The 26,240-nt window shown below is 74.5% G+C and carries 25 protein-coding genes and 1 pseudogene; 21 read left to right on the top strand and 5 right to left on the bottom strand.

All coding sequences use genetic code 11. From position 1 onward, the window contains the following. Positions 1-48 precede the first annotated feature (48 nt). The gene (locus tag MNY60_RS04815; protein WP_242360111.1) at positions 49-1,449 is read right to left on the bottom strand and encodes a TolC family protein; all 1,401 of its coding nucleotides are present in this window, start codon (positions 1,447-1,449) and stop codon (positions 49-51) included. Positions 1,450-1,721: 272 nt separating this feature from the next. On the opposite strand from MNY60_RS04815, the gene MNY60_RS04820 reads away from it, so the two are divergent. The 17 genes from MNY60_RS04820 to sufT all read left to right on the top strand — a co-directional run bounded on the left by MNY60_RS04820 (position 1,722) and on the right by sufT (position 18,744). Further along, positions 1,722-2,762 carry an HlyD family secretion protein gene (locus MNY60_RS04820; RefSeq protein WP_242355982.1) on the top strand — a complete coding sequence of 347 codons (1,041 nt, stop codon included), beginning with the start codon at positions 1,722-1,724 and terminating at the stop codon, positions 2,760-2,762. After that, the gene (locus MNY60_RS04825; protein WP_242355984.1) at positions 2,763-3,716 is read left to right on the top strand and encodes an ABC transporter ATP-binding protein; all 954 of its coding nucleotides are present in this window, start codon (positions 2,763-2,765) and stop codon (positions 3,714-3,716) included. Then, positions 3,713-4,675: an ABC transporter ATP-binding protein gene (locus MNY60_RS04830; RefSeq protein WP_242334448.1), complete on the top strand. Its 963-nt coding sequence runs from the start codon at positions 3,713-3,715 to the stop codon at positions 4,673-4,675. The genes MNY60_RS04825 and MNY60_RS04830 overlap by 4 nt, the downstream gene beginning before the upstream one ends. Beyond that, positions 4,672-5,808: an ABC transporter permease gene (locus MNY60_RS04835; RefSeq protein ID WP_242355986.1), complete on the top strand. Its 1,137-nt coding sequence runs from the start codon at positions 4,672-4,674 to the stop codon at positions 5,806-5,808. The genes MNY60_RS04830 and MNY60_RS04835 overlap by 4 nt, the downstream gene beginning before the upstream one ends. Beyond that, entirely contained in the window at positions 5,805-6,953 is a 1,149-nt protein-coding gene (locus tag MNY60_RS04840; RefSeq protein ID WP_242355988.1) for an ABC transporter permease, read from the top strand. Before MNY60_RS04835 ends, MNY60_RS04840 begins: the two co-directional genes overlap by 4 nt. Before the next feature lie 72 nt (positions 6,954-7,025). Further along, complete coding sequence (locus tag MNY60_RS04845; protein ID WP_242334457.1) at positions 7,026-7,955, top strand: ABC transporter ATP-binding protein; 930 nt, start codon at positions 7,026-7,028, stop codon at positions 7,953-7,955. Next, a complete protein-coding gene (locus MNY60_RS04850) occupies positions 7,952-8,713 on the top strand; it encodes an ABC transporter permease (protein ID WP_242355990.1) in 762 nt (253 codons plus the stop codon). The genes MNY60_RS04845 and MNY60_RS04850 overlap by 4 nt, the downstream gene beginning before the upstream one ends. A gap of 223 nt (positions 8,714-8,936) precedes the next feature. Continuing rightward, positions 8,937-9,752, top strand: coding sequence for an OB-fold nucleic acid binding domain-containing protein (locus MNY60_RS04855; protein WP_242334464.1), 816 nt, complete (start codon positions 8,937-8,939; stop codon positions 9,750-9,752). 91 nt (positions 9,753-9,843) lie between these two features. Further along, on the top strand, positions 9,844-11,652 hold the full coding sequence (locus tag MNY60_RS04860; RefSeq protein ID WP_242355992.1) for an ATP-dependent DNA helicase RecQ: 1,809 nt from the start codon (positions 9,844-9,846) through the stop codon (positions 11,650-11,652). 39 nt (positions 11,653-11,691) lie between these two features. After that, the gene (locus MNY60_RS04865) at positions 11,692-12,240 is read left to right on the top strand and encodes a YaeQ family protein (protein WP_242355994.1); all 549 of its coding nucleotides are present in this window, start codon (positions 11,692-11,694) and stop codon (positions 12,238-12,240) included. 134 nt (positions 12,241-12,374) lie between these two features. Further along, positions 12,375-12,821 (top strand): Rrf2 family transcriptional regulator, encoded by a 447-nt coding sequence (locus MNY60_RS04870; protein WP_242334473.1) that lies wholly within the window; start codon positions 12,375-12,377, stop codon positions 12,819-12,821. Further along, on the top strand, positions 12,818-14,257 hold the full coding sequence (gene sufB, locus MNY60_RS04875; protein WP_242334476.1) for a Fe-S cluster assembly protein SufB: 1,440 nt from the start codon (positions 12,818-12,820) through the stop codon (positions 14,255-14,257). Before MNY60_RS04870 ends, sufB begins: the two co-directional genes overlap by 4 nt. Positions 14,258-14,259: 2 nt before the next feature. Next, complete coding sequence (gene sufC, locus MNY60_RS04880; protein WP_242334479.1) at positions 14,260-15,084, top strand: Fe-S cluster assembly ATPase SufC; 825 nt, start codon at positions 14,260-14,262, stop codon at positions 15,082-15,084. 8 nt (positions 15,085-15,092) lie between these two features. Then, positions 15,093-16,409: a Fe-S cluster assembly protein SufD gene (sufD, locus tag MNY60_RS04885; protein ID WP_242334482.1), complete on the top strand. Its 1,317-nt coding sequence runs from the start codon at positions 15,093-15,095 to the stop codon at positions 16,407-16,409. Then, entirely contained in the window at positions 16,406-17,698 is a 1,293-nt protein-coding gene (locus tag MNY60_RS04890; RefSeq protein WP_242355996.1) for a cysteine desulfurase, read from the top strand. Before sufD ends, MNY60_RS04890 begins: the two co-directional genes overlap by 4 nt. 30 nt (positions 17,699-17,728) lie before the next feature. Beyond that, positions 17,729-18,178, top strand: coding sequence for a Fe-S cluster assembly sulfur transfer protein SufU (sufU, locus tag MNY60_RS04895; protein WP_242334488.1), 450 nt, complete (start codon positions 17,729-17,731; stop codon positions 18,176-18,178). A 2-nt stretch (positions 18,179-18,180) separates the two neighbouring features. Further along, positions 18,181-18,744, top strand: a complete 564-nt coding sequence (sufT, locus tag MNY60_RS04900; protein ID WP_242334491.1) for a putative Fe-S cluster assembly protein SufT — start codon at positions 18,181-18,183, stop codon at positions 18,742-18,744. Between the two features lie 6 nt (positions 18,745-18,750). Here sufT and MNY60_RS04905 read toward each other — a convergent pair whose 3' ends face one another. Further along, positions 18,751-19,113 carry an FHA domain-containing protein gene (locus MNY60_RS04905; RefSeq protein ID WP_242334494.1) on the bottom strand — a complete coding sequence of 121 codons (363 nt, stop codon included), beginning with the start codon at positions 19,111-19,113 and terminating at the stop codon, positions 18,751-18,753. 186 nt (positions 19,114-19,299) lie between these two features. On the opposite strand from MNY60_RS04905, the gene MNY60_RS04910 reads away from it, so the two are divergent. Next, a complete protein-coding gene (locus MNY60_RS04910) occupies positions 19,300-20,181 on the top strand; it encodes a DUF4142 domain-containing protein (protein ID WP_242355998.1) in 882 nt (293 codons plus the stop codon). Between the two features lie 79 nt (positions 20,182-20,260). Here the strand turns inward: MNY60_RS04910 and MNY60_RS04915 are convergent, their stop codons facing one another. From MNY60_RS04915 to MNY60_RS04925, 3 genes are all read right to left on the bottom strand, one after another. Then, positions 20,261-22,165, bottom strand: coding sequence for a carboxypeptidase regulatory-like domain-containing protein (locus MNY60_RS04915; RefSeq protein ID WP_242334500.1), 1,905 nt, complete (start codon positions 22,163-22,165; stop codon positions 20,261-20,263). A 68-nt stretch (positions 22,166-22,233) separates the two neighbouring features. Continuing rightward, a complete protein-coding gene (locus MNY60_RS04920; protein WP_242360112.1) occupies positions 22,234-23,136 on the bottom strand; it encodes a S1C family serine protease in 903 nt (300 codons plus the stop codon). Next, the gene (locus tag MNY60_RS04925) at positions 23,133-24,044 is read right to left on the bottom strand and encodes a S1C family serine protease (protein WP_242360113.1); all 912 of its coding nucleotides are present in this window, start codon (positions 24,042-24,044) and stop codon (positions 23,133-23,135) included. Before MNY60_RS04925 ends, MNY60_RS04920 begins: the two co-directional genes overlap by 4 nt. Before the next feature lie 260 nt (positions 24,045-24,304). Between MNY60_RS04925 and MNY60_RS04930 the strand changes: the two genes are divergently transcribed. The 3 genes and pseudogenes from MNY60_RS04930 to MNY60_RS04940 form a co-directional block, all read left to right on the top strand. Continuing rightward, entirely contained in the window at positions 24,305-24,910 is a 606-nt protein-coding gene (locus MNY60_RS04930; protein ID WP_242372893.1) for a response regulator transcription factor, read from the top strand. Positions 24,911-25,006: 96 nt separating this feature from the next. Continuing rightward, on the top strand, positions 25,007-25,513 hold the full coding sequence (locus MNY60_RS04935; RefSeq protein ID WP_242360114.1) for a HugZ family protein: 507 nt from the start codon (positions 25,007-25,009) through the stop codon (positions 25,511-25,513). A 576-nt stretch (positions 25,514-26,089) separates the two neighbouring features. Next, positions 26,090-26,240, top strand: a pseudogene (locus tag MNY60_RS04940) (HNH endonuclease); the annotation flags it as partial.

Raw genomic sequence — 26,240 nt, forward strand, 5'->3', positions numbered from 1 at the left:
TCCGGCCCGGAAGGATACGTTCGCCCGTGCGCCGCCGCATGATTCTCCTCAGGGCGCCCGGCCCGCGGCCCGGTCGAGGGCGATGCGCGCCTGGGCGGCGCGCGCGCGCGCGTCGGCGAGCTGGATGTCCGCCGCGTACTCGCGATCGTTGGCGTCGATGACGTCGAGGCTCGAGGCCACGCCCGCCTCGTAGCTGCGCCGCGCGGACGCGGCCGCGTCCGCGGCGAGGCCGCGCTGCGTCCCCGCGAGCCGGAGCCGCTCGACGGCGACGCCGAGATCCCGGTGCGCGTCCTCCACCTGCTGCACCACCCCGAGCCGCTCCGCCTCGGCCGCCGCCTCCGCGCCGGCGCGCTGCGCCTCGGCCTCGCGGCGCTTCCCGTAGCGGAGGCCGCCGTCGTAGAGCGGCCAGGAGAGGTCCACCGTGGCGCGCCAGCCGTCCTTCTCGCCGGTGGGGTACGCGACGTCCGAGCGGAAGATCGAGGCGCCCGCGGAGAGCTGCGGCGCGAGCCGCGCCCAGGCGCCGCGCACCTGCGCGTCGGCCGCGTCCACCCGGGCGCGCCGCGAGGCGAGCTCCGGGCGGCCGGCGAGCGCCGCCGCGACGAGGCCGTCGCGCTCCTCCGTCGACGCGTCCGCCGGCGAGGCGGGGACCTCGATCCGCACCGGCGTCTCGCGGCCGAGGAGGATCCCGAGCGCGAGGCGCGCCCGCTCGAGCTCGGCCCGCGCGCGCACGAGATCGCTCTCCCGCCGGACCTGCTCGGTGCGAGCCCGCAGCGCGTCGAGCGGCGCCGCGGTGCCCGCGGTGACCCGCCGATCGGCGCTCCGCGCGAGCTCGGCCGCGCTCGCGGCCGCGTGCTCGGAGGCGGTGACCGCCTCCTCCGCCGCGATGGCCGCGTGCGCCGCCTGCGCGAAGCCGGCGCGCACGTCGCTCCGCGCCGCGTCGGCCGAGAGCGCCGCCGCCCGCGCGCCGCTGCGCGCGGCGGAGAGCTCGAACCAGGCGTTCGGCACGAGGATGGGCACGCGCGCCGCGCCGGAGACGACGAGCTGCTCGAGCGGCTGGATCGCGATCGGCGCGGGCGGCTTCTGGCCCGGCTGCAGCGGGAGCAGCGCGCCGAGAGAGACGATCGCGTCGTCGCTGTTCCGCGTGTAGGTCGCGCCCGCGGAGAGGGTGGGGAGGAGCGGGGCGGCGGCCTGCCGCGCGACGCCCGAGGCCTCGTCCGCGCGGGCGCGGGCCTGGGCGAGGGTGAGGTTCTGCGCGTCGAGCTCGGCGAGGGCGGCGGAGAGGGACAGCGTGGCGGGGGCGGGCTGGGTCGAGCCCGGCGTCGGGGCCGGGGTCGGAGTCGAGGTCGAGGTGGGCGCCGGCCCCGAGGTCGAGGTCGGCGTCCCGGTCGACGCCGCCGTCGCCCCTGCCGCTCCGGTCACCATCCACACCATCAGCACGGTCTCGATCATCCCGTTCCTCCCTCGGCGCGCTCGCCGGGCAGCGGCGGTAGAGCAAGCCCGGTGCCCATCGGCGCGCGCTGCGCCAGCGCGCACTTGCGTGCGTGCAGCCCCGAACGAGCTGTGAACCAATCCGAACGGGCCTGTCGGATTTCCTTACGATAGAGCGAGGTCTCCTCGCGGAAACAGGGGCTTCCGGGGCGGCGGGGGACGGGGACCCGCGCGGCACGCGCCTTGCGCTCTGGACAGCGCCCCGCCCGGCGGCGGGACAGGAGAGCCCACCGATGCGTCGAGTCGTCGTCATCCTCGTCGTGCTCACGGTCGTCCTCGCGAGCCTCATCGCGCTGCGCCTCTGGACGCAGGCGCGGGCGCTCGCCGCGCCCTCCGGCGGGTCGGGGGAGATCGAGGGGACGGACGTCGACCTCTCCTCGCGCGTCGGGGCGCGCATCCTCGAGCTCCGCATCCGGGAGGGCGATCGCGTGAAGGCCGGTGACCTGCTCGTCCGGCTCGACTGCGCCGACCCGGCCGCGCAGCTCGCCGAGGCGGAGGCGCGGCTCGCGGCGGCGAAGGCGCAGGCGGTCGCGGCGGGCGCGCAGATCCAGGCATCGCAGCGCGCGCGCACGGCGGCGGGCGCCTCCGAGGAGGCGGCGCGGGCGCAGGCGTCCGCGCTCGCGGCGCAGCGCGACGCGGCGGCCCGGCAGGCGAAGCGGCTCGAGGCGCTCCCGCAGGACGTGCCCGCCTCGAGCATCGACCAGACGCAGGCCTCCGCGGCCGGGCTCGAGCACCAGACCACGGCGGCGAGGGCGCAGGCGATCGCGAGCGCCGCCCAGGTCCGCGCCGCCGAGGTCGGGATCCGCTCGGCGAGCGCGCAGGCCGATTCCGCGGTGGCGCAGATGCGCGCGGCCGAGGCGTCGGTGGAGCGCGCGAGGCTGCTCGTCGGCGAGTGCGAGGTGCGCGCGCCGCGCGACGCGGAGGTGGCGACGCTCCCGCACGAGGCAGGGGAGCTCGTCTCGCCCGGCGCGACCCTGGTCCGGCTCGTGGATCTGACCGAGGTGAAGGCGACCTTCTACCTGCCCAACGCGGAGGTGGGGGCCGTGAAGCCCGGCGCGAAGGCCACGGTCGTCGCGGACGCGTTCCCGGACGAGCGGTTCGAGGGCACGGTCCGCACGGTGGCGCTCGAGGCCGAGTTCACGCCGCGCAACATCCAGACCCGCACCGACCGCGACCGGCTCGTCTACCCGGTGGAGGTGACGGTGAAGAACCGCGACGGCAAGCTGCGCGCGGGGATGCCCGTGCAGGTCACGATCGGCGAGGGGAGGCGCTAGGTGCAGGAGCTCCACGCCGCGCGCGGCGAGGCCGCCCCGGAGGCGGGCGCGGGACCGGCGCTCTCGGCGCGCGGCCTCTCGCGCCGCTTCGGCGAGGTGACGGCGCTCGACGGGCTCTCCTTCGAGGTCGGCCGCGGGGAGCTCTACGGCCTCGTCGGGCCCGACGGCGCCGGCAAGACCACCGCCATCCGTGCGCTCGCCGGGCTCATCCGCCTCGACGGCGGCGAGGCGCGGGTGCTCGGGCTCGCGGCGGACGACCACGCGGTGCGGGAGCGGGTCGGGCTCATGCCGCAGCAGTTCAGCCTGTACCGCGATCTCTCGGTGGGCGAGAACCTCCGCTTCTTCTCGCGCGTCTTCGTGCTGCCGCGCGAGGTGTACCGCCGCCGCGCCGAGCGGCTCCTGGAGATCACGCGCCTCGCGCCGTTCCTCGACCGACGCGCCGACGCGCTCTCCGGCGGCATGTACAAGAAGCTCGCCCTCGCGTGCGCCCTGCTCCACGAGCCGGAGGTGCTGCTCCTCGACGAGCCGACGAACGGCGTGGACCCGGTCTCGCGCCGGGAGCTGTGGGCGCTCCTGCACGAGTTCGTGCACGGCGGCATGACGGTGCTCGTCTCGACGCCGTACATGGACGAGGCCGAGCGCTGCGGGCGGGTGGGGCTCATGAACCGCGGGCGGCTCCTGCTCGAGGGCGCGCCGCCCGCGCTCATCGCCGGCTTCCGCGACGAGGCGTACGAGGTGCGCGGAGGGGAGCGCGACCGGGTGGAGGCGGAGCTGGCCCGGACGCCGGCCGTGCGCGCGGCCTCGCCGGCCGGCGAGCGGCTCCGCATCGTGGTGGCCCGCGGCGCCTCCGCCGAGCTCGCGCGGGCGCTCGCGCCGCTCGGCGCCACGCTGGCGCCCGTGACGCCGGACTTCGAGGACCTGTTCCTGTCGCGGATCCGGGAGGAGGAGGCATGAGCGCGCCCGGTCCCGGCGCGCCCGTCATCGAGGCGCGAGGGCTCACCCGCCGCTTCGGGGCCTTCACCGCGGTGGACGCGGTGAGCTTCGAGGTGGAGCGCGGCGAGATCTTCGGCTACCTGGGCGCGAACGGCGCCGGGAAGTCCACCACCATCCGCATGCTGAACGGCCTGCTCGCCCCGACGAGCGGCACGGCGCGGGTCGCCGGGCACGACGTGGCCGCCGATCCGGACTCCGTGAAGGCGTCCATCGGCTACATGTCGCAGAAGTTCTCCCTCTACCTGGACCTTCCGGTGATGGAGAACCTGCTCTTCTTCGGCGGCGCCTACGGCCTCTCCGGCAAGGCGCTCCGCGTGCGCGCCGGAGAGCTGCTCGAGCTCACCGGGCTCGCCGGGCAGGACGCGGCGATCACCGGCTCGCTGCCCGGGGGCATGCGCCAGCGGCTGGCGCTCGCCGGCGCCATCCTCCACCGGCCCGAGGTGGTGTTCCTCGACGAGCCCACCGCCGGCGTGGACCCGGTGGCGCGCCGCGCGTTCTGGCGGCTCATCCGCCAGCTGTCCTCGGGCGGGACCACGGTGTTCGTCACCACCCACTACCTCGACGAGGCGGAGTACTGCCGGCGCATCGGGCTGATGGTGGACGGACGCCTGGTGGCGCTCGACTCGCCGGCGGGGCTGAAGCGCACCTGGGTCCCGGACCGCGTGCTGGTCGCGCGGGGACAGGGGCTCGCGGGCGCCGCGGCGGCGCTGGCGGGGCGCGACGGCGTCCGGTCCGTGCAGCCGTTCGGCGCCGGGCTGCACCTGCGGGTCGATCCGGCCCGCCTCGACGAGGCCGGGGTGGCCCGGATCCTCGCCGCCGCGGGCGCGCGCGAGGTGGCGGTGGACCGCGCCGAGCCGTCGCTCGAGGACGTGTTCCTGGCGGTCGTGGGGCGCGAGGCGCGAGGGGAGGCCGCGACGTGAAGGGTCGAATCGGTCGGTCGCTGGTGCGGATCTACGCCATGGCCGCGAAGGAAGGGCGCCACATCGTCCGCGATCCGCGGACGCTCTACATGTCGCTCGGGATGCCCGTGCTGCTGCTGTTCCTCTTCGGCTACGGCGTCGCGTTCGACATCGATCGCATCCCGCTCGCGGTCGTGGACCAGGACCGCACCGAGTCGTCGCGCGCGCTCGTCCACGCGCTCACCGCGTCGCGCGAGCTCGTCTCGGTGGGCGAGCTCCCGGATCCGGCGGCCGCGCTCGGCGCCTTCCGGAAGGAGCGGGCGGTGGCCGCCCTCGTGGTGGAGAAGGGCTACGAGCGCGCCCTGCTGGCGCGCGAGGTGGTGCCGGTGCAGCTCCTCGTCGACGGAGCGGACGCGCTCGTCGCGAACCAGCTCCTCGCCAAGGCCGACGCGCTCGTCCGCGCCGAGTCCCAGCGCCTGGCCACCCTGGAGGTGGGGGAGAGGACCCCGCCCGTGCGGGTGAAGGTCTGGACCCGGTACAACCCCGACGGCCGCTCCGCGTTCTACATGGTGCCGGGGCTCGCCGCGTACCTCCTCGCCATCACCGCCGTGCTGCTCACCGCCCTCACCATCGCGGGCGAGTGGGAGCGCGGCTCGATGGAGCAGCTCTTCGCGTCGCCCATCGGCCGCCTGGAGATCGTCCTCGGCAAGCTCTTGCCCTACCTCGGCCTCGGGCTGCTCGAGTTCCTGCTCGTGGTGGCGTTCGGGATGACGGCGTTCGACCTGCCGATGCGGGGCAGCGGCTTCGCGCTCGCGACGCTGGGCCTCGTCTTCCTGCTGGGCATGCTGGGGCAGGGGCTGCTCGTCTCGGTGATCGCCAAGAACCAGACCGTCGCCACGCAGGCCGGCACGATGTCCTCGCTGCTCCCCTCGCTCCTCCTCTCCGGGATGATCTTCCCCATCGAGAACATGCCGGTGGTCCTCCAGCAGATCTCGCGGGTGATCCCCGCGCGCTACCTCGTCCACGGGCTCCGCGGCGTGCTGCTCAAGGGGAACGGCCTCGACGTGCTCTGGCCGGACCTGGTCGCGCTGGCCGTCTTCGCGGTGGTGGTGATCGGCCTCGCCACCGCCCGCTTCCAGCGGAGGCTCGCGTGACCGGCCCCGTCCGTCCCTCCGCCCGCGTCCAGCTCGCCGCGATCTTCCGCAAGGAGGTCCAGCAGACGGTGCGCGACCGCCGCATCATGTTCATGCTCGTGGTCGCGCCGCTCATCCAGACGGTGGTGTTCGGCTTCGCGGTGGACTTCGAGGTGGACCGGGTGCCCACGCTGGTCGTGGACGCCGATCGCAGCGCCACCTCGCGCGAGGACGCGCGGCGGCTGCTCGCCGACGGGACGCTCCTGTCGGTGGGCGAGGAGAGCTCGGCGGAGGCGGCGAGCGCGGCCCTCGACGCCGGCCGCGCGTCGGCGGCGCTCGTCTTCGAGCGGCGCGCCGAGGCGGACCGCCTGTCGGGGCGCGGCCAGGAGGTGCAGGTGCTGCTCGACGGCACCGACCCGAACCGCACCACGGTGACCTCGGGCGCGGTGTCGCGCTTCTTCTCGGAGCTCGGCGAGCGGCTCGCGCGCGAGCGGATCGAGGCGAGCGGCCAGACCCCGCCGGCCCAGCTCCGGCCCATCCCGCGCGTGGCCTTCAACCCGGGCCTCGCGACCGCGCCGTACATGGTCCCCGGGATCGCCGCCATGCTCCTCGTGATCGTGACGACCTTCACCTCGGCCATGGGGCTCGCGCGCGAGCGCGAGATGGGCACGCTCGAGCAGGTGCTCGTGACCCCGATCCGGCCGGTGCACCTGCTCGTCGGGAAGATGGCGCCCTTCGTGGTGATCGGCCTCGTCGTGGTGACGCTGCTGGTCGGCGTGGGGACGTGGCTCTTCGCCATCCCCATCCGCGGGAACCTGGGGCTCCTGCTCGTCGGCACCCTCCTGTACCTCCTCACCACCCTGGGGGCGGGGCTCCTCATCTCCACCGTCTCGGCGAACCAGCAGCAGGCCTTCCTCGGCGGCTTCCTGTTCACAATCCCCGCGGTGCTGCTCTCCGGCCTCATGACGCCCATCCTCGCCATGCCGGGCTGGCTGCGGCCGCTCACGCTGCTGAACCCCATCCGCTGGTACGCCGAGATCATGCGCGGCGTGCTGCTCCGCGGGGCGGGGTTCGCGGACCTGTGGCTCCAGTTCGTCGTGCTGCTCGTGATCGGGGTCGCCATCGTGGCGGCGGCGACCCTCCGGTTCCAGCGCAGGCTCGGGTGAGCGGCGGGCGGCGCGCGCAGGCGCCGCGCCATAAACCCGCCTCCGCGGCGCGCCCGCGTTAGAGTGCCGCCCGTGGACACCGTCGTCGCGATCCGCGGAGTCACGAAGAGGTACGGCCCGCTCGTCGCGGTGGACGGGATCGATCTCGGCATCCGCCGCGGCGAGATCTTCGGGCTGCTCGGCCCGAACGGCGCCGGCAAGACCACCCTCATCTCGATGATCGCAGGGCTCCTCCGCCCGACCTCCGGCGAGATCTCGGTGCTGGGGCACGACGTCGTCCGCGACTACCGCGAGACGCGCCGTGCGATCGGGCTCGTGCCGCAGGAGATCAACTTCGACCCGTTCTTCAACGTCGAGGAGACGCTCCGCATGCAGGCCGGCTACTTCGGCGTGCGGCTCTCCGAGGAGCGGCTCGTCGAGATCCTGGGCGCCCTCGACCTCCTCGCGAAGCGCACCACCAACAGCCGGGCGCTCTCGGGCGGCATGAAGCGGCGGCTGCTCATCGGCAAGGCCCTCGTCCACGATCCGGCCGTGCTGTTCCTCGACGAGCCGACCGCGGGCGTGGACGTCGAGCTCCGGCGCGCGCTGTGGAGCTACGTGCGGCGGCTGCGCGAGCGCGGGACGACCATCGTGCTGACGACGCACTACCTCGAGGAGGCGGAGGAGCTCGCCGACCGCATCGGCGTCATCGACCGCGGACGGCTCCTCGTCGTCGAGGACAAGGACGTGCTCCTCTCGCGCCACGGCGCGAAGGTGCTGCGGCTCTCCCTCGCGCGCCCGCTCGCGGCCCTGCCCGCGCCGCTCGCGGCGGCGGGCGCCCGCCTCGAGGCCGGCGGCTCGGTCGTGTCGTTCGAGGCCTCGGGAGGCGACGCGCTCGGGCCGCTGCTCGCGGCGGTGGCGGAGGAGGGGCTCGCCGTGCGAGACGTCGAGACGCGCAGGACGACGCTCGAGGACGTGTTCGTGCGGCTCGTGTCGCGCGACCGCGAGGGGGCGCCGGCGTGATCTCGCTCGGGCTATGGACGCTGCTGCAGAAGGAGGTACGCCGGTTCCTGCGCGTGCCCGGGCAGACGCTCCTCTCGCCGGTCATCACCACGGCGCTGTACTTCATCGTCTTCGGCTACTCGCTCGGCGGCCGGCTGCGCGAGGTCGAGGGCGTGCCCTACGCGCGCTTCATCGTGCCCGGGCTCGTCACCCTGGGCGTCGTGACGAACGCGTACCTCAACACCGCGTCGTCCATGTTCGTCATGAAGCTGCAGGGGACGATCACGGACCTCCTGGTGTCGCCGCTCTCCTACGGCGAGATCCTCGCCGGGTTCGTCGTCGCCGCGGTGCTGCGGGGGCTGCTCGTCGGCGCCGTCACGTGGGCGGTCGCCGGGGCGTTCAGCGGCTTCGAGGTCGCCCACCCGCTGCTCGCGCTCGCGCTCGTCGTGCTGGCGGCGGTCGCGTTCTCCGCGTTCGGGCTCATGACGGCCATCTGGGCGAGCTCGTTCGAGCAGGTGAACTTCTTCCCCACGTTCTTCATCACCCCGCTCACCTTCCTCGGCGGCGTCTTCTACTCGATCGAGATGCTGCCGGCGCCGTTCCGCGCCTTCACGCACGTGAACCCGATCTTCTACCTGGTGGACGGCGTGCGGTTCGGGATGCTCGGCATCTCGGACGCCCCGCCCGCGGCCGGGGCCGCGCTGCTCGTCGTCGTCGCGACGGGCGCGGTCGGCGCCGCCTACGCCATGCTCCGGTCCGGCTACAAGCTGCGCGGCTGACCCGGTGCGACCTGCCTCTTAAGGGGTAGAGCGCGCCTTCCCGCGCCGACAGCTTTGCAGCCGCGGGCCGCGGTGGTCAGGCCGGGCGCAAGGCCTGCGCGACCCTTCACATGGCGTGCCGTGAGCGGCTTTTCCGGGATCGAAATCGTCCCGACATGGGTTTATGCTACGGCCCCCTCGAAGCAGGGGTCTCGCGCAACTCGCGATACGGAGGTTTCTCCACATGCGTCGTTTGTCCGTCGTGATGCTCGTCTCGCTGGCCGTGGCGGGATGCAAGAAGCAAGAGCCCGCCCTGCCGCAGAGCAACGCGGCGCAGCCGAGCGCTCCGGCGCCCCAGGATGGGGTCGCGGCCCCGTCCGCCGGGCTCCAGGGCAAGGTCCTCGAGCGACTCGATGCTCCGCCGTACAGCTACCTCAAGCTCAAGACCGCGCAGGGCGAGACCTGGGCGGCCGTGCCGAAGACCGACGTCGAGAAGGGGAAGGACGTCACGGTCGCGGGCGCGATGCCGATGAAGGACTTCGAGTCGAAGACCCTCAATCGCAAGTTCGACGTCGTCTACTTCGGCACGCTCGGCGGCGGCGAGGCCCCCGCGGGCGCCCCGGTGGGCGGCGGCATGGGCGGCGGCGGGATGATGGGCGCCGCGCCCGGCGGTCAGGGGCCCGAGTCGATGGCGGCGGCGCACGCGGCCGCGGCGGCCGGCCCGAAGGAGGTCGGCGACGTGAAGGTCCCGAAGGCGGGCGGCCCCGACGCGCGGACCGTCGCCGAGGTGTGGACGCAGCGCGCGGCGCTCAAGGAGAAGAGCGTCTCCGTTCGCGGCAAGGTCGTGAAGTGGAACGCCGGCATCATGGGCAAGAACTGGCTCCACCTGCGCGACGGCTCCGGCACGGCCGGCAAGGACAACGACATCACGATCACGACGAACGACGACGCCGCGGTCGGCGACGTCGTCCTCGTGAAGGGCACGGTCCGCGTCGACAAGGACTTCGGCGCCGGCTACGCCTACCCGGTGATCATCGAGGACGCGAAGCTCTCGAAGTAGCCGCTCCTCGAGCGTGAGCCCAGGCGGGCGCGGTCCTCGCGGGCCGCGCCCGTTTTCCTTCCGGGCGGCCGACGTGTAGATTCGGCCGCCCGTGGCGACCGCTCCCGAGACCCTCTTCTCCGCCGCGGACCGGCGAGCGCTCGAGTCGGAGGTCGCGGACCTCGCCGACGTCTCGAGCGGTCTCGGGCGCGCAGAGGGCGAGCCTGCCGGCGCCGAGACGCCGGAGGACGCCGCGCTCCGCCGGAGCTGCGCCGCGCGGCTGGAGGCGCTGCGCGCGCGCTGGCGCGAGGCGCCCGAGCTGTTCGGCCCCGCCACCGTCGGCCGGCTCCGGACGCTCGCGGAGGCGATCGGCCGTCCGTCCGCCGCGCCGCCGCCCCCGGCGACGCCGTCGGGCGCGCGCCAGCTCCTGCGCGAGGTGTTCGGGCACGAGGCTTTCCGGCCAGGCCAGGAGGAGATCGTCACGGCGGTGCTCGCCGGACGCGACTGCGTGGGCGTCATGCCCACGGGCGCCGGCAAGTCGCTCACCTACCAGATCCCGGCGCGCATCCTCGGCGGCACGACCCTCGTCATCTCGCCCCTCGTCGCGCTGATGAAGGACCAGGTCGACGCCATGGGGCGCGTCGGGCTGCGGGCCGCGTTCCTCAACTCGACGCTCTCCCCCGAGGAGCGGCGCGACCGCGTCCGCGCGCTGCGCCGCGGCGAGCTCGAGCTCCTGTACGCCGCGCCGGAGGGGCTCGAGGCCTCGGTCGGCAGCGCGCTCGAGGGCGTGCGGCTCGCGCTCATCGCGGTCGACGAGGCGCACTGCATCAGCCACTGGGGCCACGACTTCCGCCCCGCCTACCGGAACCTGGCGGGCCTCAAGGAGCGGTTCGGCGCGCGCGTGCTGGCGCTCACGGCCACCGCGACGCCCGAGGTGACGCACGACATCGCCGCGCAGCTCGGCATGGAGCGGCCGCTCCTCGTGCGCGGCTCCTTCCTGCGCAGGAACCTGTCGCTCCACGCGGTGAAGAAGGGCGAGGGGCTCAAGGCCCGCGACGCGATCCTCCGGCTCGTCCGCGCGCGCAGGGGTGAGAGCGGCATCGTCTACGCGCTCTCGCGCAAGTCGGTGGAGGAGACCGCCGAGCTCCTGAAGGACCACGGCGTCCGCGCCGAGGCGTACCACGCCGGCCTCGAGCCGGAGGTCCGCGCCCGCGTGCAGGACGCCTTCCGGTCGGGCGAGATCGACGTCGTCACCGCGACCGTGGCGTTCGGGATGGGGATCGACAAGCCGGACATCCGCTTCGTCATCCACCGCGACCTGCCGCGCTCGATCGAGTCGTACTACCAGGAGATCGGCCGCGCCGGCCGCGACGGCAAGCCGAGCACCTGCGTCCTCCTCTACTCCTGGGCGGACGTGATGAGCTGGGAGCGGCTCCTGGGCGACGTCGAGCCCGAGCTCGCCGAGGCGCAGAAGCGGCAGGCGCGGGCGATGTACCGGCTCGCGGACGGCGACGGCTGCCGGCACGAGCGGGTGGTCGGGCACTTCGGCGAGGTGATCGCGCCGTGCGGCGACGCGTGCGATCGCTGCACCGGCGAGGACGTCGTCGAGAGCGCGCCGGCGGTGCGGGCGTCGCGCGCCGGGCGCGGCGCCGCCGGTCGCAAGCGCGACGCCTCCCGGGGGCGCGACGCGGCGCTCGACGCCGAGGTGGATCTCGAGCTCTTCGAGGCGCTCCGCGCCTGGCGCGGGGAGGCGGCCCGCGCCCGCGGCGTGCCGGCCTACGTGGTCTTCGCCGACGCCACCCTCGCCGAGCTGGCGCTGCGGCGGCCCGTCACCCGGGACGAGCTCCTCGAGGTGAAGGGCATCGGGCCGCGCAAGCTCGAGGAGTACGGGGAGGCGCTCGTGAAGATCCTGAAGCGGTAGACGACCTCGACCTCGACCTCAGCCTACCTGCAGACTCCGATGGCGCTCCCCTCGACCCTCCACCACTTCGACCTCCGCGTCACGCACGCCGACACCGGCGTCGAGGCGACCGTCGCGCTCAAGGTCGCGCGCCATCCCTCCGAGACCGCGGAGCGGCTCTGGCTGCGCGTCCTCGCCTACGCCTGGCAGTGGCGCGAGGGGATCGCGTTCGGGCCGGGGCTCTGCGAGCCGGACGCTCCGGACGTGCTCGCGGCGCTGCCCGACGGCCGCACGGCGCTCGTCGTGCGGGTCGGCAAGCCCGAGCCGCAGCGGATCGAGCGCGACGTGAACGCGAACGCGGGCGCGCGGGTGGCGGTGCTGTTCGAGTCGCCGCGCCGCCTCGAGGCGTTCCTGGCAGAGGCGCGCGAGCGCCGGCTCGCCCGGGTCGCCCGCGCCGATCTCGCCGCGGTGGATCCCGGGCTCCTCGCCTGGCTCTCACGCCATGAGGACCGCCGCGCGCGGGTCGGGCTCACGTTCGTCGCCGACCACGTCTACGCGGAGCTGGACGGTGAGTCGGCGGACGGGCCACTCGGCCGGGCGAGCCTCTGAGTCCCTGATCCCACAGGGGTTTTGGCGCCGCCCGTCGATGGGCATGAAATCCGCTGCCGCAGCGTTTAATCATCCGTAAGTGGACTGTTTCGGTCCATGATGGATCGGCCCGCGGAGGCGGACGGATGATCAGAATGTCCAAGCTCACCGACTACGCGATCGTGCTGCTCGCGCACCTCGCGCGCAGCGGCCGCACGCTCGCCGCGCAGGAGCTCTCGGGGCGCTCGGGTGTGCCGCTCCCCACCGTCTCCAAGCTGTGCAAGGAGCTCTCGAAGGCCGGGCTCGTCGTCTCGCACCGCGGCCGTCACGGCGGGTATGGGCTCGCGCGGCCTGCGGAGCGCATCTCCGTGGCCGAGATCGTCGAGGCGCTCGAGGGGCCGATCGCGCTCACCGACTGCACCTCGCCGGCGAAGGTGGCCTGCGGCATCGAGGCGACCTGCCCCGCGAAGGCGAGCTTCGACCCCGTCACCCGCGCGATCCAGGGGGCGCTCGCGGGCCTGCCCCTCTCCGCCATCGCCCCCTTCCGCGCGCCGGCCGACGAGTCGCCCGCGCCCGTCACGCTGGGAGTCCACGCGTCATGACCACCGCGCAGCAGCTCAAGGAGCTGACGCAGCAGAAGTACCGCTACGGCTTCGTCACCGACATCGAGGAGGACAGGGTCCCGCGCGGCCTGTCCGAGGACATCGTCCGCCTCATCTCGGCGAAGAAGAACGAGCCGCACTTCATGCTGGAGTGGCGCCTCAAGGCGTACCGGAACTGGCTCACGCTCGAGGAGCCGACCTGGGCGAACGTGAAGTACCCGCCCATCGACTACCAGGACATCGTCTACTACTCGGCGCCCAAGCAGAAGAAGCCGCTGGCCTCGATGGACGAGGTGGACCCCGAGCTGAAGCGCGCCTTCGAGAAGCTCGGCATCCCGCTCGCGGAGCAGCAGCGGCTCGCCGGGGTGGCGGTGGACGCCGTGTTCGACTCGGTGTCCGTCGCGACCACCTACAAGAAGAAGCTCGGCGACCTGGGCATCGTCTTCTGCTCGTTCTCGGAGGCCGTGCGCGAGCACCCCGCGCTCGTCGAGCGGTGGCTCGGCTCGGTCGTGCCGTACAGCGACAACTACTTCGCGGCGCTGAACAGCGCGGTCTTCTCCGACGGCTCGTTCGTCTACGTGCCGAAGGGCGTGCGCTGCCCGATGGAGCTCTCGACCTACTTCCGGATCAACGCGAAGGACACGGGGCAGTTCGAGCGGACCCTCATCGTCGCCGACGAGGGCGCGTACGTCTCCTACCTCGAGGGCTGCACGGCCCCGCAGCGGGACGAGAACCAGCTCCACGCCGCCGTGGTCGAGCTCGTGGCGCACGAGGGCGCCCACATCAAGTACTCCACCGTCCAGAACTGGTACCCCGGCGACGCCGAGGGCCGGGGCGGCATCTACAACTTCGTGACCAAGCGCGGGAAGGCGCTCGCGCGGGCAAAGATCAGCTGGACGCAGGTCGAGACCGGCTCGGCGATCACCTGGAAGTACCCGTCCTGCATCCTCCAGGGCGACGACTCGGTGGGCGAGTTCTACTCGGTCGCGCTCACCAACCACCGGCAGCAGGCGGACACCGGCACGAAGATGATCCACGTCGGCAGGAACACCCGCTCGACGATCATCTCGAAGGGCATCAGCGCCGGCCGGGGCCAGAACACCTACCGCGGGCTCGTGAAGATGATGAAGGGGGCGGTGGGCGCCCGCAATTACTCGCAGTGCGACTCGCTCCTCATCGGCGACCGCTGCGGCGCCCACACGTTCCCGTACATCGAGGTGCGCAACCCCTCGGCGAAGGTCGAGCACGAGGCCACCACCTCGAAGATCAGCGAGGACCAGCTCTTCTACTGCAAGCAGCGCGGCATCTCGGACGAGGACGCGGTCTCCATGATCGTCAACGGGTTCGCGAAGCAGGTCCTGAAGGAGCTGCCGATGGAGTTCGCGGTGGAAGCGCAGAAGCTCCTCGGGATGAGCCTGGAAGGGAGCGTCGGCTAGCGATGGGAGGGAACGTCCAGGTGAACGGCGCGAGGGACGCCGCGGCGCTGCTGCGGGTGAGCGGGCTGCGCGCGAGGGTCGCGGGCGGGGAGGGCGAGATCCTGAAGGGCGTGGACCTCGAGATCCGGCCGGGCGAGGTGCACGCGATCATGGGGCCGAACGGCTCCGGCAAGTCCACGCTCGCGGGCGTGCTCGCCGGCCGCGAGGCGTTCGAGGTGACGGGCGGGTCGGCGACCTACGCGGGCCAGGACCTCCTCGCGCTCGCGCCCGAGGCGCGCGCGGCGGCGGGGCTGTTCCTGGGCTTCCAGTACCCGGTGGAGATCCCCGGGGTCGGGAACCTCTACTTCCTCCGCACCGCGCTCAACGCCATCCGGCGCTCGCGCGGCGAGGAGGAGCTCGACGCGATGGACTTCCTCGCGCTCGCCAAGGAGAAGATGAAGCTCGTCGAGCTCGACCCCGCCTTCGGGAGCCGTTCGGTGAACGAGGGCTTCTCCGGCGGCGAGAAGAAGCGGAACGAGGTCTTCCAGATGGCGGTGCTCGAGCCCAGGCTCGCCATCCTCGACGAGATCGACTCGGGGCTCGACATCGACGCGCTCCGCGTGGTCGCGCGCGGGGTGAACGCGGCGCGCGGCCCGGAGCGCGGCATCCTGCTCGTCACCCACTACAAGCGGCTCCTCGAGTACATCCCCCCCGACGTCGTGCACGTCATGGCGAACGGGCGGATCGTGCGCTCGGGCGGGCCGGAGCTCGCGGACGAGCTCGAGCAGACCGGCTACGCGTGGACGGACGGCATGCGGCCGGAGCTCGCCCAGCCCGCGGGCGCGTGAGGAGCGCGATGACGCCCGTCGAGTCGAGCCTCGTGGAGCTGTTCGCGAAGGACCCGCGCGAGCCCGGGTGGCTCGCCGAGGCCCGCCTGGAGGCGCTGGCGCGCTTCCGCGCCCGCGGCCTGCCCACCTCGCGCGACGAGGACTGGCGGTTCACGAGCCTCGCCTCGCTCGCGCCCGTGGTGCTCGAGCGGACGCGCCCCGCGGACGCCGAGGCCGGCGCCGCGCGCCTGGGGGCGCTCCTCGCGCGGGCGCCGGGCGGCGGCCCGCGGCTCGTGTTCGTGGACGGCCGGCTCCGCCGCGAGCTCTCCGTGATCGAGGGGCTGCCCGCGGGCGCGATCGTGTCCTCGCTCGCGCAGGCGCTCCTCGAGGCGCCGGCGCTCGTGAAGCCGCACCTCGGCCGGCTCGCCCGCCCCGAGGAGCACGCGTTCGTCGCGGCGAACGCCGCGCTCATGGCCGACGGCGGCTTCGTGCACCTGCCCGCCGGCGCCACCCTCGACGCGCCCGTCGTCCTCGTGTTCCTCGCCTCCGGGGCGCGCCCCGCGCTCGCGAGCCCCCGCACGCTCGTCGTCGCCGGCGAGGGCGCCCGCGCGACCGTCGCCGAGGTCTTCCTGGGGGAGGACGGCGTCTACCTCACGAACGCGGTCACGGAGCTCGTCCTCGGCGAGGGCGCCGACGTCGAGCACGTGCGGCTGCAGGACGAGTCGCCGCGCGCCTTCCACGTGGGCGTCGTCGCCGCAGAGCAGCAGGCGAAGGCGACCCTCGCCGCGCACGCGCTGTCGCTCGGCGGGCGCCTGTCCCGGAGCGAGCTGCGCACCCGGCTCGTCGGCGAGCAGGCGAGCGTCGCCGCGAACGGCCTCTACATGGCGGACGGCGAGCGGCTCGTGGACAACTTCTCCTGGGTGGAGCACGCCGTGCCCCGCTGCTCGACCACCGAGACGTACAAGGGCGTCCTCGACGGCCACGCGCGCGGCGTCTTCTCCGGCCGCATCCGCGTGATGCCGGGCGCGCAGAAGACGGTCGCCCGTCAGATGAACTCGAACCTGCTCCTCTCCGACGACGCGATCGTCGACACGAAGCCGCAGCTCGAGATCTTCGCGGACGACGTGAAGTGCGGCCACGGCGGCACGGTCGGCCAGCTCGACGAGGCCGCGCTCTTCTACCTGCGCTCGCGCGGGCTGCCCGCGGCCGAGGCCCGCGGGCTCCTCATCTATGCGTTCGTGGCGGAGATGGTGGACCTCGTCCGCGCCGCCCCGCTCCGCGCGGCGGCGAAGGGCCTCGTCCAGGCCCGGCTCCCCGCGGGCGCGCGGCTCCTGGAGGCGGCATGAGCGTGAGCGGAACGAGCGCGGCGGGCGAGAAGCGGCTGAGCGGGGCGGCCCCGGCGCGGCGGCCCGCGCCGGCCTTCGACGCGGCGCGCGCGCGCGAGGACTTCCCGATCCTGCGCCAGCGCGTCCACGGCCGTCCGCTCGTGTACCTCGACAACGCCGCGACGACCCAGAAGCCGCGCGCCGTCATCGACGCGATCTCCCGGTACTACGAGGAGGACAACGCGAACGTGCACCGCGGCGTGCACCTCCTGTCCGAGCGGGCCACGCGCCGCCACGACGAGGCGCGCAAGCGCGTGGCGCGCTTCATCGGCGCCCCGGATCCGCGCGAGGTGATCTTCGTCCGCGGCACCACCGAGGCGGTGAACCTCGTCGCGCAGACGTTCGGGCGGACGCGGGTCGGGGCCGGCGACGAGGTGCTCGTCACCGAGCTCGAGCACCACTCCAACATCGTCCCCTGGCAGATGCTCTGCCAGGAGAAGGGCGCGCGGCTGCGCGTCGTGCCCGTGACCGACGCGGGCGACCTCGACCTCGACGCGCTCGAGGCGCTCCTCGGCCCCCGCACCCGGCTCCTCGCGGTGACGCAGGTCTCGAACGCGCTCGGGACGGTGAACCCGCTGCCCGAGATCATCGCGCGGGCGAAGGCGAGGGGCGTGCCGGTGCTCGTGGACGGCGCCCAGGGCGCGCCGCACCTCGGCTTCGACGCCGCCGCCTCCGGCGCGGACTTCTACGCGTTCAGCGGCCACAAGCTGTACGGGCCCACCGGCGTGGGCGTGCTGTGGGGGCGCCGCGAGCACCTCGAGGCGATGCCGCCCTGGCAGGGCGGGGGGGACATGATCCTCTCCGTCACCTTCGAGAAGACGATCTACAACGCGCTGCCCCACAAGTTCGAGGCCGGCACGCCCGACATCGCCGGCGCGATCGGGCTCGCCGCCGCCATCGACTACGTGGACGGCCTCGGCCTCGAGGCGATCGCCGCGCACGAGCGCGAGCTCCTCGCGCTCGCGGTGGACGCGCTCGAGGCGGAGGAGGGCGTGCGCCTCGTCGGCACGCCGCGCGAGCGCGCGGGGGTGGTCTCCTTCCTCGTCGGGGACGTCCACCCGCACGACGTCGGCACCGTGCTCGACCGGCACGGGGTGGCCGTCCGCGCCGGGCACCACTGCGCCCAGCCGCTCATGCAGCGCCTCGGCCTCGCGGCGACGGCCCGCGCGTCGTTCGGGCTCTACAACACCCCCGAGGACGTCGACGCGCTCGTGCGCGGGATCCGCGCGGTCCGGGAGATGTTCGCCTGAGCCGCGCCTCGCGGCGGCCGGAGTGAGGACATGTCGGAGCTGACGGATCTGTACCAGGAGGTGGTGCTCGACCACGGCAAGCGACCCCGCAACTACGGGCCGCTCGAGGGGGCGACGCACCGCGCGGAGGGCCTGAACCCGCTGTGCGGGGACCGGATCGCCGTCCAGGCGCGGCTCGAGGACGGCGTCGTCCGCGACGTCCGCTTCGAGGGGAGCGGCTGCGCGATCTCGAAGGCCTCGGCCTCGGTCATGACCGGGTTCGCGAAGGGCAGGACGCCGGCCGAGATCGACGCGGTGTTCGAGCAGTTCCACCGCCTGGTCACGGAGGGGCCCGGCGCGGTGGACGCGGAGTCGCTCGGCAAGCTCGCCGTGTTCGGGGGCGTGCACGAGTACCCGACCCGCGTGAAGTGCGCGAGCCTCCCGTGGCACGCGCTGCGCCAGGCGCTGCGCGGCGGCGGCGAGGCGATCTCGACGGAGTGACCATGGCCTTCTCCCGCACGCCCACCTCCACGCGGCGCGACGTCCCGGCCGTCCGGGTCCCGGACGGCGACCGTGTCCTGCTCCCCTCCGGCACGTGGCTCGTCGTGCAGCAGGCGCTGGGCGGTCAGTTCACCGCCATGACCGAGCTCGGCGGACTCGTCCGCATCGACGGCACCGACGCGGACGCGCTCGGCCCGGAGTTCGAGGCGGAGGCCCGGAGGTTCGCGGCAGAGCGCGCCGCGGCGGTGGAGGGCCCGTTCGACGAGGAGAAGGTCTGGGAGGCGCTCCGGACGGTCTACGACCCGGAGATCCCCGCGAGCATCGTCGAGCTCGGCCTCGTCTACGCGCTCGCCGCCGAGCCGGTGGAGGGCGGCCACAAGGTGCACGTGAAGATGACGCTCACGGCGCCGGGCTGCGGCATCGGTCCGGTGCTCGTGGACGACGTGCGGCGCAGCGTGCTCGGCGTGCCGGGCGTGAAGGACGTCGACGTCGAGCTCGTCTTCGATCCGCCCTGGGACCCGTCGCGGATGAGCGAGGCGGCGCGGCTGCACCTCGGCATGATGTAGGGACCCTCAGCTCTCCACGACGTACTTCAGCACGGTCGAGGCGATCCGGACGACGTCCCCGTGGCGGAGCGTCTGCTCCTGGACGAGCTTCGAGTTGAGGAACGTCCCGTTCGTCGAGTCGAGGTCCACGAGCACGTGGACGCCCCCCGAGACGAAGATCCGAGCGTGCCGGCGCGACGCCTGGTCCGAGCCCACCACGACCGTGTTCCCGGCCTCCCGGCCGATCGTCACGTCCTCGTCGCCCAGGGCGTAGGTGCGTCCCTTCTCCGCCCCGTCGGCGGCGTGGACGACGACGAGGGAGGCTTTCGCGGTTCGGGCGCGGCCGGTCGCCTGGGGCGCCGCGCCGACGCGGGTCTCGTCGAGGCTCATGCCATCGCGTTAGCACGGCCGGGAGGGAGCGAGAAAGGGGGCGGGGTACGCACAAGGTGGGCCGGTTTCCGTGCGCGCGGGCGTGCGCTCCCGCCGCGAGCGCACGATCCCGCGCCGCGTGCGAATCGCGTGCCTCCTCTACAGCTTTTGCCCTGAGCAATTCACGGATCCAAGGGGGAGGACACCATGAACAATCGGTGGAGGAGAGCCGCGATCCTCGCGGCGCTGCTCGTCGGGGCGCCTGCCTACGGGCAAGGCGCCGGGTCGCAGATGGGAACGGGCGGCCAGCGGTCACCGGGTGACGACGCGCCGCGGAGCACGACGAGCAACCGGGGCACGGGATCGAGCGCGACCGAGCAAGGCTCGACCGGCAGCCGCGGGTCGACCAGCAGCACGATGGGGACCGGGAGCGCCGGGACCGAGTCCGGCAAGGCGCTGAAGAAGGATCTGGTGAAGGCCGTCCAGGAGCTGCACGCGGCCAACCAGACCGAGGTGCAGCTCGGTCAGCTCGGCGCCCAGAGCGCCCAGGCGCCCGAGGTGAAGCAGTACGCCGAGAAGCTGGCCCAGGATCACCAGAAGAACGACGACCAGCTCCAGCAGCTCGCGCAGACGATGGGCGTGAACCTGCAGGGCGAGGAGACCCGGGAGAAGACGAAGGAAGGCCAGGAGCGCGTGACGGACCTGCAGAAGAAGCAGGGCGCCGAGTTCGACAAGGCCTTCATGAAGGACATGGTGAAGGACCACAAGAAGGACACGAAGGAGGTCGAGAAGGCGGCGAAGGAGGCGCGCAAGGAGAACCAGACGCAGCTCGCCTCGTTCTTCGAGACCACGCACACGACGCTCCAGGGCCACCTGCAGGAGGCGCAGCGGATCGAGAAGCAGCTCGAGCGGGGCGGCTCGCAGGCGCGCCACGGCTCGCGAGCCGGCGAGATGGGCACCGGCAGCGGCGCGGCAGGCAAGGGTGGCGGGACCGGCGGCGCCGGGGGCCCTTCCGGCTCCGGGACGGGCAGCGGCAGCGCGCCCACCGGCGCGGGCGGGACCGGCGGCGGGTCGGGCGGCGGCAAGTAGCGACGCTCGAAGAAAGTCGCGAGAGCGAGACGGCCGGGCACGGCGACGCGCCCGGCCGTTTCGCGTCCGCGGCGCGCCATCAGCCGCGCACGATCCGCCGCGGCACGCGCACGTCGAACGTCGCGTCGCCGCGGCGCACCGTCAGGACCACCGCGGTCCCCTCGGGCCCGCGGATCGCGTCCACCGCCCCCGCGAAGCCGAGCTCGGTCACGGCCCGCCCCTCCACGCGGATCACGAGATCCCCGGCGGCGATGCCCACCTCCGCCGCCCCGCCGCCGGGCACCACCTGCGCGACCTGCAGCCCGTCGTCGCGCGTCGCGAGGACGATTCCGATCCCGGCGAGATCCACGCGCGGCTCCTCCCCCGCCTCGACCGGCCGGAGCCGGACCTCGAGCGCGCCGGCGCCGCCGCCCGGGGGGGCGTCCACGCCGACGATGCGCGCGTGGTGCCCGGCCGCGGCGACGAACAGCGAGGCGCGGCGCGGCAGGCTCGAGAGCGCGAAGCGGCCGTCGTCCCCCGTGGTCGCCTCGGAGAGCGCCGGGAAGGTCGAGGCGGCGCTCTCGGCGAACGTCCCCTCGACCGAGATGCGCGCGCCGGCGAGCGGGGCGCCCGTCGCGTCGTCGCGCACGATCCCCTCGACGCGCCCGCCCGGCTCGAGGGCAGCGTCCGCCACCGCCTCCGCGTCCGGCGCGGGGACCTCGACGGCGAGCTCCCGCGAGGGCGCGTACCCCGGCGCCGACACGGTCACGACGGCGGGACCGGGCGCGAGGTCGTCGAGCGCGTAGCATCCGGACGGATCGATGACCGAGCGGCTCGCCTGCGGCACGAGGCGGAGCGGCCCGCGGCGCTCGAGCACGGTCACCGTGAAGGGCGCGACCGGCCGTCCGGAGGCGGCGTCGCGGACGCAGCCGCGCAGCCGGCCGCCCGCGCCGAGCTCGAGCAGGAGCTCCCGCGCGCCCGGGCTGACGCGCCGCGCGGTCGCGGGAGCGCGCCCCTCCGCCCGCGCCGTGACGCGGTAGCGCCCGGCGGCGAGGTCCGCGAGCGCGAAGCGGCCCTCGTCGTCCGTCAGCGATTGCGCGGCGGGGGGGCCGGCGCCCCCGAACGGCCCCTCGGGCGCGGCGGTGACGAGCGCCCCCGCGATCGGGCCGCCGCCCCTCTCGACGACGCGCCCCGCCACCGGGCCGGGCGACCCGAGCGAACGGTGGGCGGGCCCCAGCGTCACGGTCACGCGGCCGTTCAGCAGGGCGAGCCCGTCCACGGGGGCGCGCCCGGGGAGGAACCCGTCCTTGCGCGCCTCGAGGACGGCGCCCTCCGGCGCCGAGAAGTGGAACTCGCCCGCGGCGTCCGTCGTGAAACGGTCCGCGATGGGCACGAGCGCCGCCTCGGCCGCGGCTCCCGAGAGCCGCACCTCGGCGCCCGCGATCGCGTGCCCCTCGCGGTCGACCACGCGGCCGGCGATCGGCGTCGCGGGTACGAGGTGGATCTCGAGCCCGCGCACCGGACGCCCCGCGCGCGCGTCGAGCTGGACGGGGCTGTGGCCCCACTCCGGCGCGAACGGCAGGAAGCCCGGAGCCACCACCGCCGCGAGGAGCCAGCGACCCTCCGCCGGTGGCTCGAAGCGAAACGCGCCGTCCGGGCCGGCGCGCACCGAGGCGGCCGCCCCGGCGCGCGAGAAGGTCAGGTCGGCGCCGCCGACGCCGGCGCCGCTCGTGCTCGAGACGACGCGTCCCTCGAACGTGGCCGGACCCGGCGCGGCGGAGTCCGCGCCCGTGGCGGGGACGGCGGGGACGCGGATGGGGAGGCGCGAGGGTGGATGATCCGGCGCCGCGCGGGCGGTGTCGCTCGCGGGCGCGGGCGGGCGGGCGGGCGGGAGCGGAGCGGCGCGCTGCGGCTCGCGCATCGCCCACCAGGCGAGGAGCGCGGCGAGCGCCGCGGCGAGGAGCACGAGCCCGGCTGCGACGGGCGCGCGGCGGCGATCCGGCATGGCGCAGGTATAACGCGCGGCCGGGCGGGACGAGGGCCGGGCAGCGCCGGGGTCCGGCCGGGGTCCCCCTACGCCGCCAGCGCCGCCGGCCTCGGGCGGATCTCCACCTGCCGCAGCCCCCCTCCGCGCAGCACGTCCACGCGCAGCGCACCCTCGCCGCCGAGCACCATCGCCCGCACCAGATCGTCGAGCGTCTCGACCGGTCCTCCCGCCGCGCCGACCACCAGGTCCCCGCCGCGGAGCCCCGCCGCCTCGGCGGGCGAGCCGGCGACGACCTCCATCACGCGCACGGCCCTCCCGTGCCCGGCGGCCTGCGCGTCGGCCGGATCGAGGTCCTCGCCGCGCGCGGAGACGCCGAGGAAGGGCCTTCGCACCGAGCCGTCGCGGATGAGCACAGAGGCGATCCAGCTCGCGGTGTGCGCCGGGATGGCGAAGCCGATGCCGTGCGCCCAGGGGAGCATCGCCGTCGTGATGCCGACCACGGCTCCGTGGGCGTCCACGAGCGGCCCGCCGGAGTTGCCGGGGTTCACCGCCGCGTCGGTCTGCACGAGCCCCTCGAGCACCTCGCCCCCCGCGGCGGGGAGGTTGCGGTGCAGCGCGGAGACGACGCCCGTCGTGACCGAGCGCTCGAAGCCGAGCGGGTTGCCGATGGCGAGCACGATCTCCCCGACGCGCAGGCGGCGCTCCGCGAGCGGGAGCGGAGGGAGGTCGCGCGCGTCGGCCCGCACGACGGCGAGGTCCGTGCGCGCGTCCGCGCCGGCGAGCTCGCCCTTCACGGTGCGCGCGCCGGAGAGGCGCACGCGCAGCGGGCCGGGCCCCGCCGCCACGTGCGCGTTCGTGAGGATCCAGCCGTCCGGCGCGAGCACCACGCCCGAGCCGAGGCCGCGCCGGTGCTCGACCCCGACCACGCTCGGCGACGCGCGCGCGACGAGGTCGGCGAGGCCGCTCGAGAGGTCCGCGATGGGGATCACGACCGCCTCCCGTGCCCGCGCGCGCCGACCGTGACCGTCACGTCGCGCACCTCTCCGGCGCGCAGCAGCTTCATCGGCACCGCGTCTCCGATCCGGTCCTCGGCGAGGAGCCCGAGGAGCTCGGACGGATCCTGGAGCGTGTCTCCCCCGAACGAGAGGAGCGCGTCGCCGAGGAGGATCCCGGCGCGCTCGGCGGGGCTCTCCGGCTCGACGCGCGTGACGAGGAGCGCCACGTGCTCGCCGGTCGCCGCGCGGAGCGGGGCCGGGAGCGGCACGGGCATCGTCGCGAGGCCGAGGTAGCCGCGGCGCACCTCGCCGTGGGCGAGGAGCGACTTCACGACCCGGCGGAGCGTGGCCGGCGGGACGATCATCGCGCTGCCGCGCACGAGCCCCGCGGAGAGGAGCCCGAGCGGCGCGCCCCCCGCGGACACCGCGAGGCCGCCCGAGACGCCGGGGTGCAGCGCGAGCGTGGTCTCGAGGAACCGGTCGATCCGGCCGCCCCGGCCGCCGCGGTACTCGCCCGCTGCGCGCGCGACGAGGCCGAGCCCGACGCGCGGGCTCTTGCCCGGGCGCGTCACCCCGAGGACGAGCGCCCCGGCCGCGAGCGGCGCGTCGGTCCAGGGGGCCGGGGCGATCCCGCCGCCGCGCAGGCGGAGGGCGGCGAGGTCGGTGGTGGGATCGCGCCCGACGACCTCGGCGACGGCCGTCTCGCCGGACGGCAGCCCGACGTCGATCTCCTCGTCGCGATCGAGGACGTGATGGGCGGTGACGACGATGCCGTCGGCTGACCAGGCGACGCCGCTCGCCGCGCGGCCGCGGCGGCCCTCGACGCGGACGACGTGCTCCTGGGCGAGGCGGACGAGCGCGGTGAGCTCGTCGGACAGGGCGGACAGGGTGTGGGCTTCCATGGCTTCTCGCTCTCCGTGGGCGCCGGGGACGGTTGGCGCCCGGGGGAAAGCGTAGGAAGGCGAGCGGGGCGGCACATCGGCGGGAGGGACGGGAGCGCGACCTAATCGATTGGGTAGGATCCGGGGGCGCGACGGCGAGATCGGGGCGGGGACGTGGTCGGGATCCGGTCGGGGTCGAGGTCGAGGTCTGCGCACTCGTCGGATGTTCGAGGTCCCTCCCTCGTCGCGCGCCGTGCGCCGAGCGCCGTTACATCCGCCCCATGTCCGTCCGCGTCCTCCTCGTCGGCGACGACCCGCTCGCTCGCGCGGGGCTCGCGGCGCTGCTCGCCGGCCGCGCGGATCTCGTGCTCGCGGGCGAGTCCGACTCCGATGCCGCGGCGGAGTCGATCGTCGCGACCGGGCCGGACGTGGTGCTCTGGGATCTCGGCGTCGCGGGCGAGGCGGCCGAGGCGCTGAACGGGGCCGGGACCGCGGCGATCCTGGCCCTCGCGGCGGACGAGTCGCACGCCTCCGAGGCGCTCCGCGCGGGCGCGCGCGGCGTGCTCCTCCGCGGCGTCACGCCCGACGCGCTCTCGGCCGCGCTGGTCGCGGTCGCGCGCGGGCTCGCCGTGCTGGAGGCGCCGCTCGCGGGCGAGTGGCTGCGGCTCCCCGACGCGCCGCTCGCCGCCGAGGGGCTCACCCCGCGCGAGCGCGAGGTGCTCTCGCTCCTCGCCGAGGGGCTCGCGAACAAGGCCATCGCCGCGCGGCTCGGGATCTCCGATCACACCGCCAAGTTCCACGTGAACGCGATCCTGGGGAAGCTCGGGGTCGAGAGCCGGGCGGAGGCGATCGTTCGGGCCGCGCGGCTGGGGCTCGTGGCGCTGTAGAGCGGTCGCGAGTCCCCCCCGAGACGCCGCGCCGTAACCCGCCGGGGAGCGGCGTCGCGCGTCGGCGGGCGACACGAACAGCGCCAGGGGGACGCCATGGCCGAGGATCCAAGGGAAGCCGCCGAGAAGAAGGCGCAGGCGCGGGTGGAGGAGATGGGCGGGGCGGAGGCGGCGCGCGCGCTCCTGCGAGCGGAGAAGGTCGCGGTCCTCACGACCCTCTCGCAGCGCAGGCCGGGCTGGCCGGCGGCGTCGCTCGCGCCCTTCGCGCTCGACGCGCGCGGGGCGCCGATCCTGCTCCTCTCGGCGCTCGCGCAGCACACCCGCAACCTCGAGGCGGATCCGCGCGCCTGCCTGTTCGTGTACGACGCGGCCGCCGCGGTGAAGGACGCGCGCACGGCGCCGCGGCTCACCCTCTACGGGAAGGTCTCGGTGCTGGAGGGCGCGGACGAGACCGAGGCGAAGACCGCATACCTCGCCCGCCACCCCGACGCGCGCGGCCTCCTCGGCCTCGACTTCAAGCTCTACCGCCTCGCGGTCGAGGAGGCGCAGTGGGTCGGCGGCTTCGCCGCGGCGGGCTGGCTCACGCCTGCTGAGCTGTTCTGACGGGCAGCACGAGTGCGGGTACTGGCCGGACGAGCGTGGGTGTTTCGACCGCCGTCTTACGTGCGCTTGCCGGATTCCGGCATCGACGGGGTCGGCACACGCGCTTCGAGCGCGACACCATGAACGCGAGGGTGGCGGCGGAGCAGGCGAACGTCTCGCCGTGTGTCGGGACGGCTGGGCGCGGCGCAGAGGGTGAATGCGGACTTCTCGTAGGCGCTTCCGCAGCTCGCGCCGGCGCACGGCCGGAGCGTCGCGGGAGGTCCTCTGTTCACCTACCGTAACGACTATCGCCAGCGATAGTCCGCCGGAACTTCGCAGCGTCGCTCGCGCTCAAGGCGTCCCAGTTGCGGTGGGTGAAACAATTCCCATTGACGCCTTCTCGCTTCGATCGCGCTCGGCATATGGGTAGGCGCGGGAGGGCCGCTCTCGCGCACGCGCCTCGCGCGTGAAGCGCGCGCCGATCGGTTTGAGGCTCCGACGAGGGCGCAGCGGAGAACGCCGCGCAGACGCGAACCTGGAGCGTCTCTGGAGCTCCGGAAATCGCGTGCTACGAAGGGTGTACTGGAGGTGCACCCCATGTCTGCGCTCGCCCCCGCTTCACTCGAGTCGAACGTTCTCGCCCTGCGCCTGCGCGAGCTCGCCGGAGAGGAACGAAACGTCCAGGTCGACTTCCTCCTGCACCTCGACGAGTTCGATCGGCGCCGCGCCTTCGTTGAAGCCGGCCATG

The organism is Anaeromyxobacter sp. SG17, assembly GCF_022690695.1.
Classification (GTDB): domain Bacteria; phylum Myxococcota; class Myxococcia; order Myxococcales; family Anaeromyxobacteraceae; genus Anaeromyxobacter; species Anaeromyxobacter soli.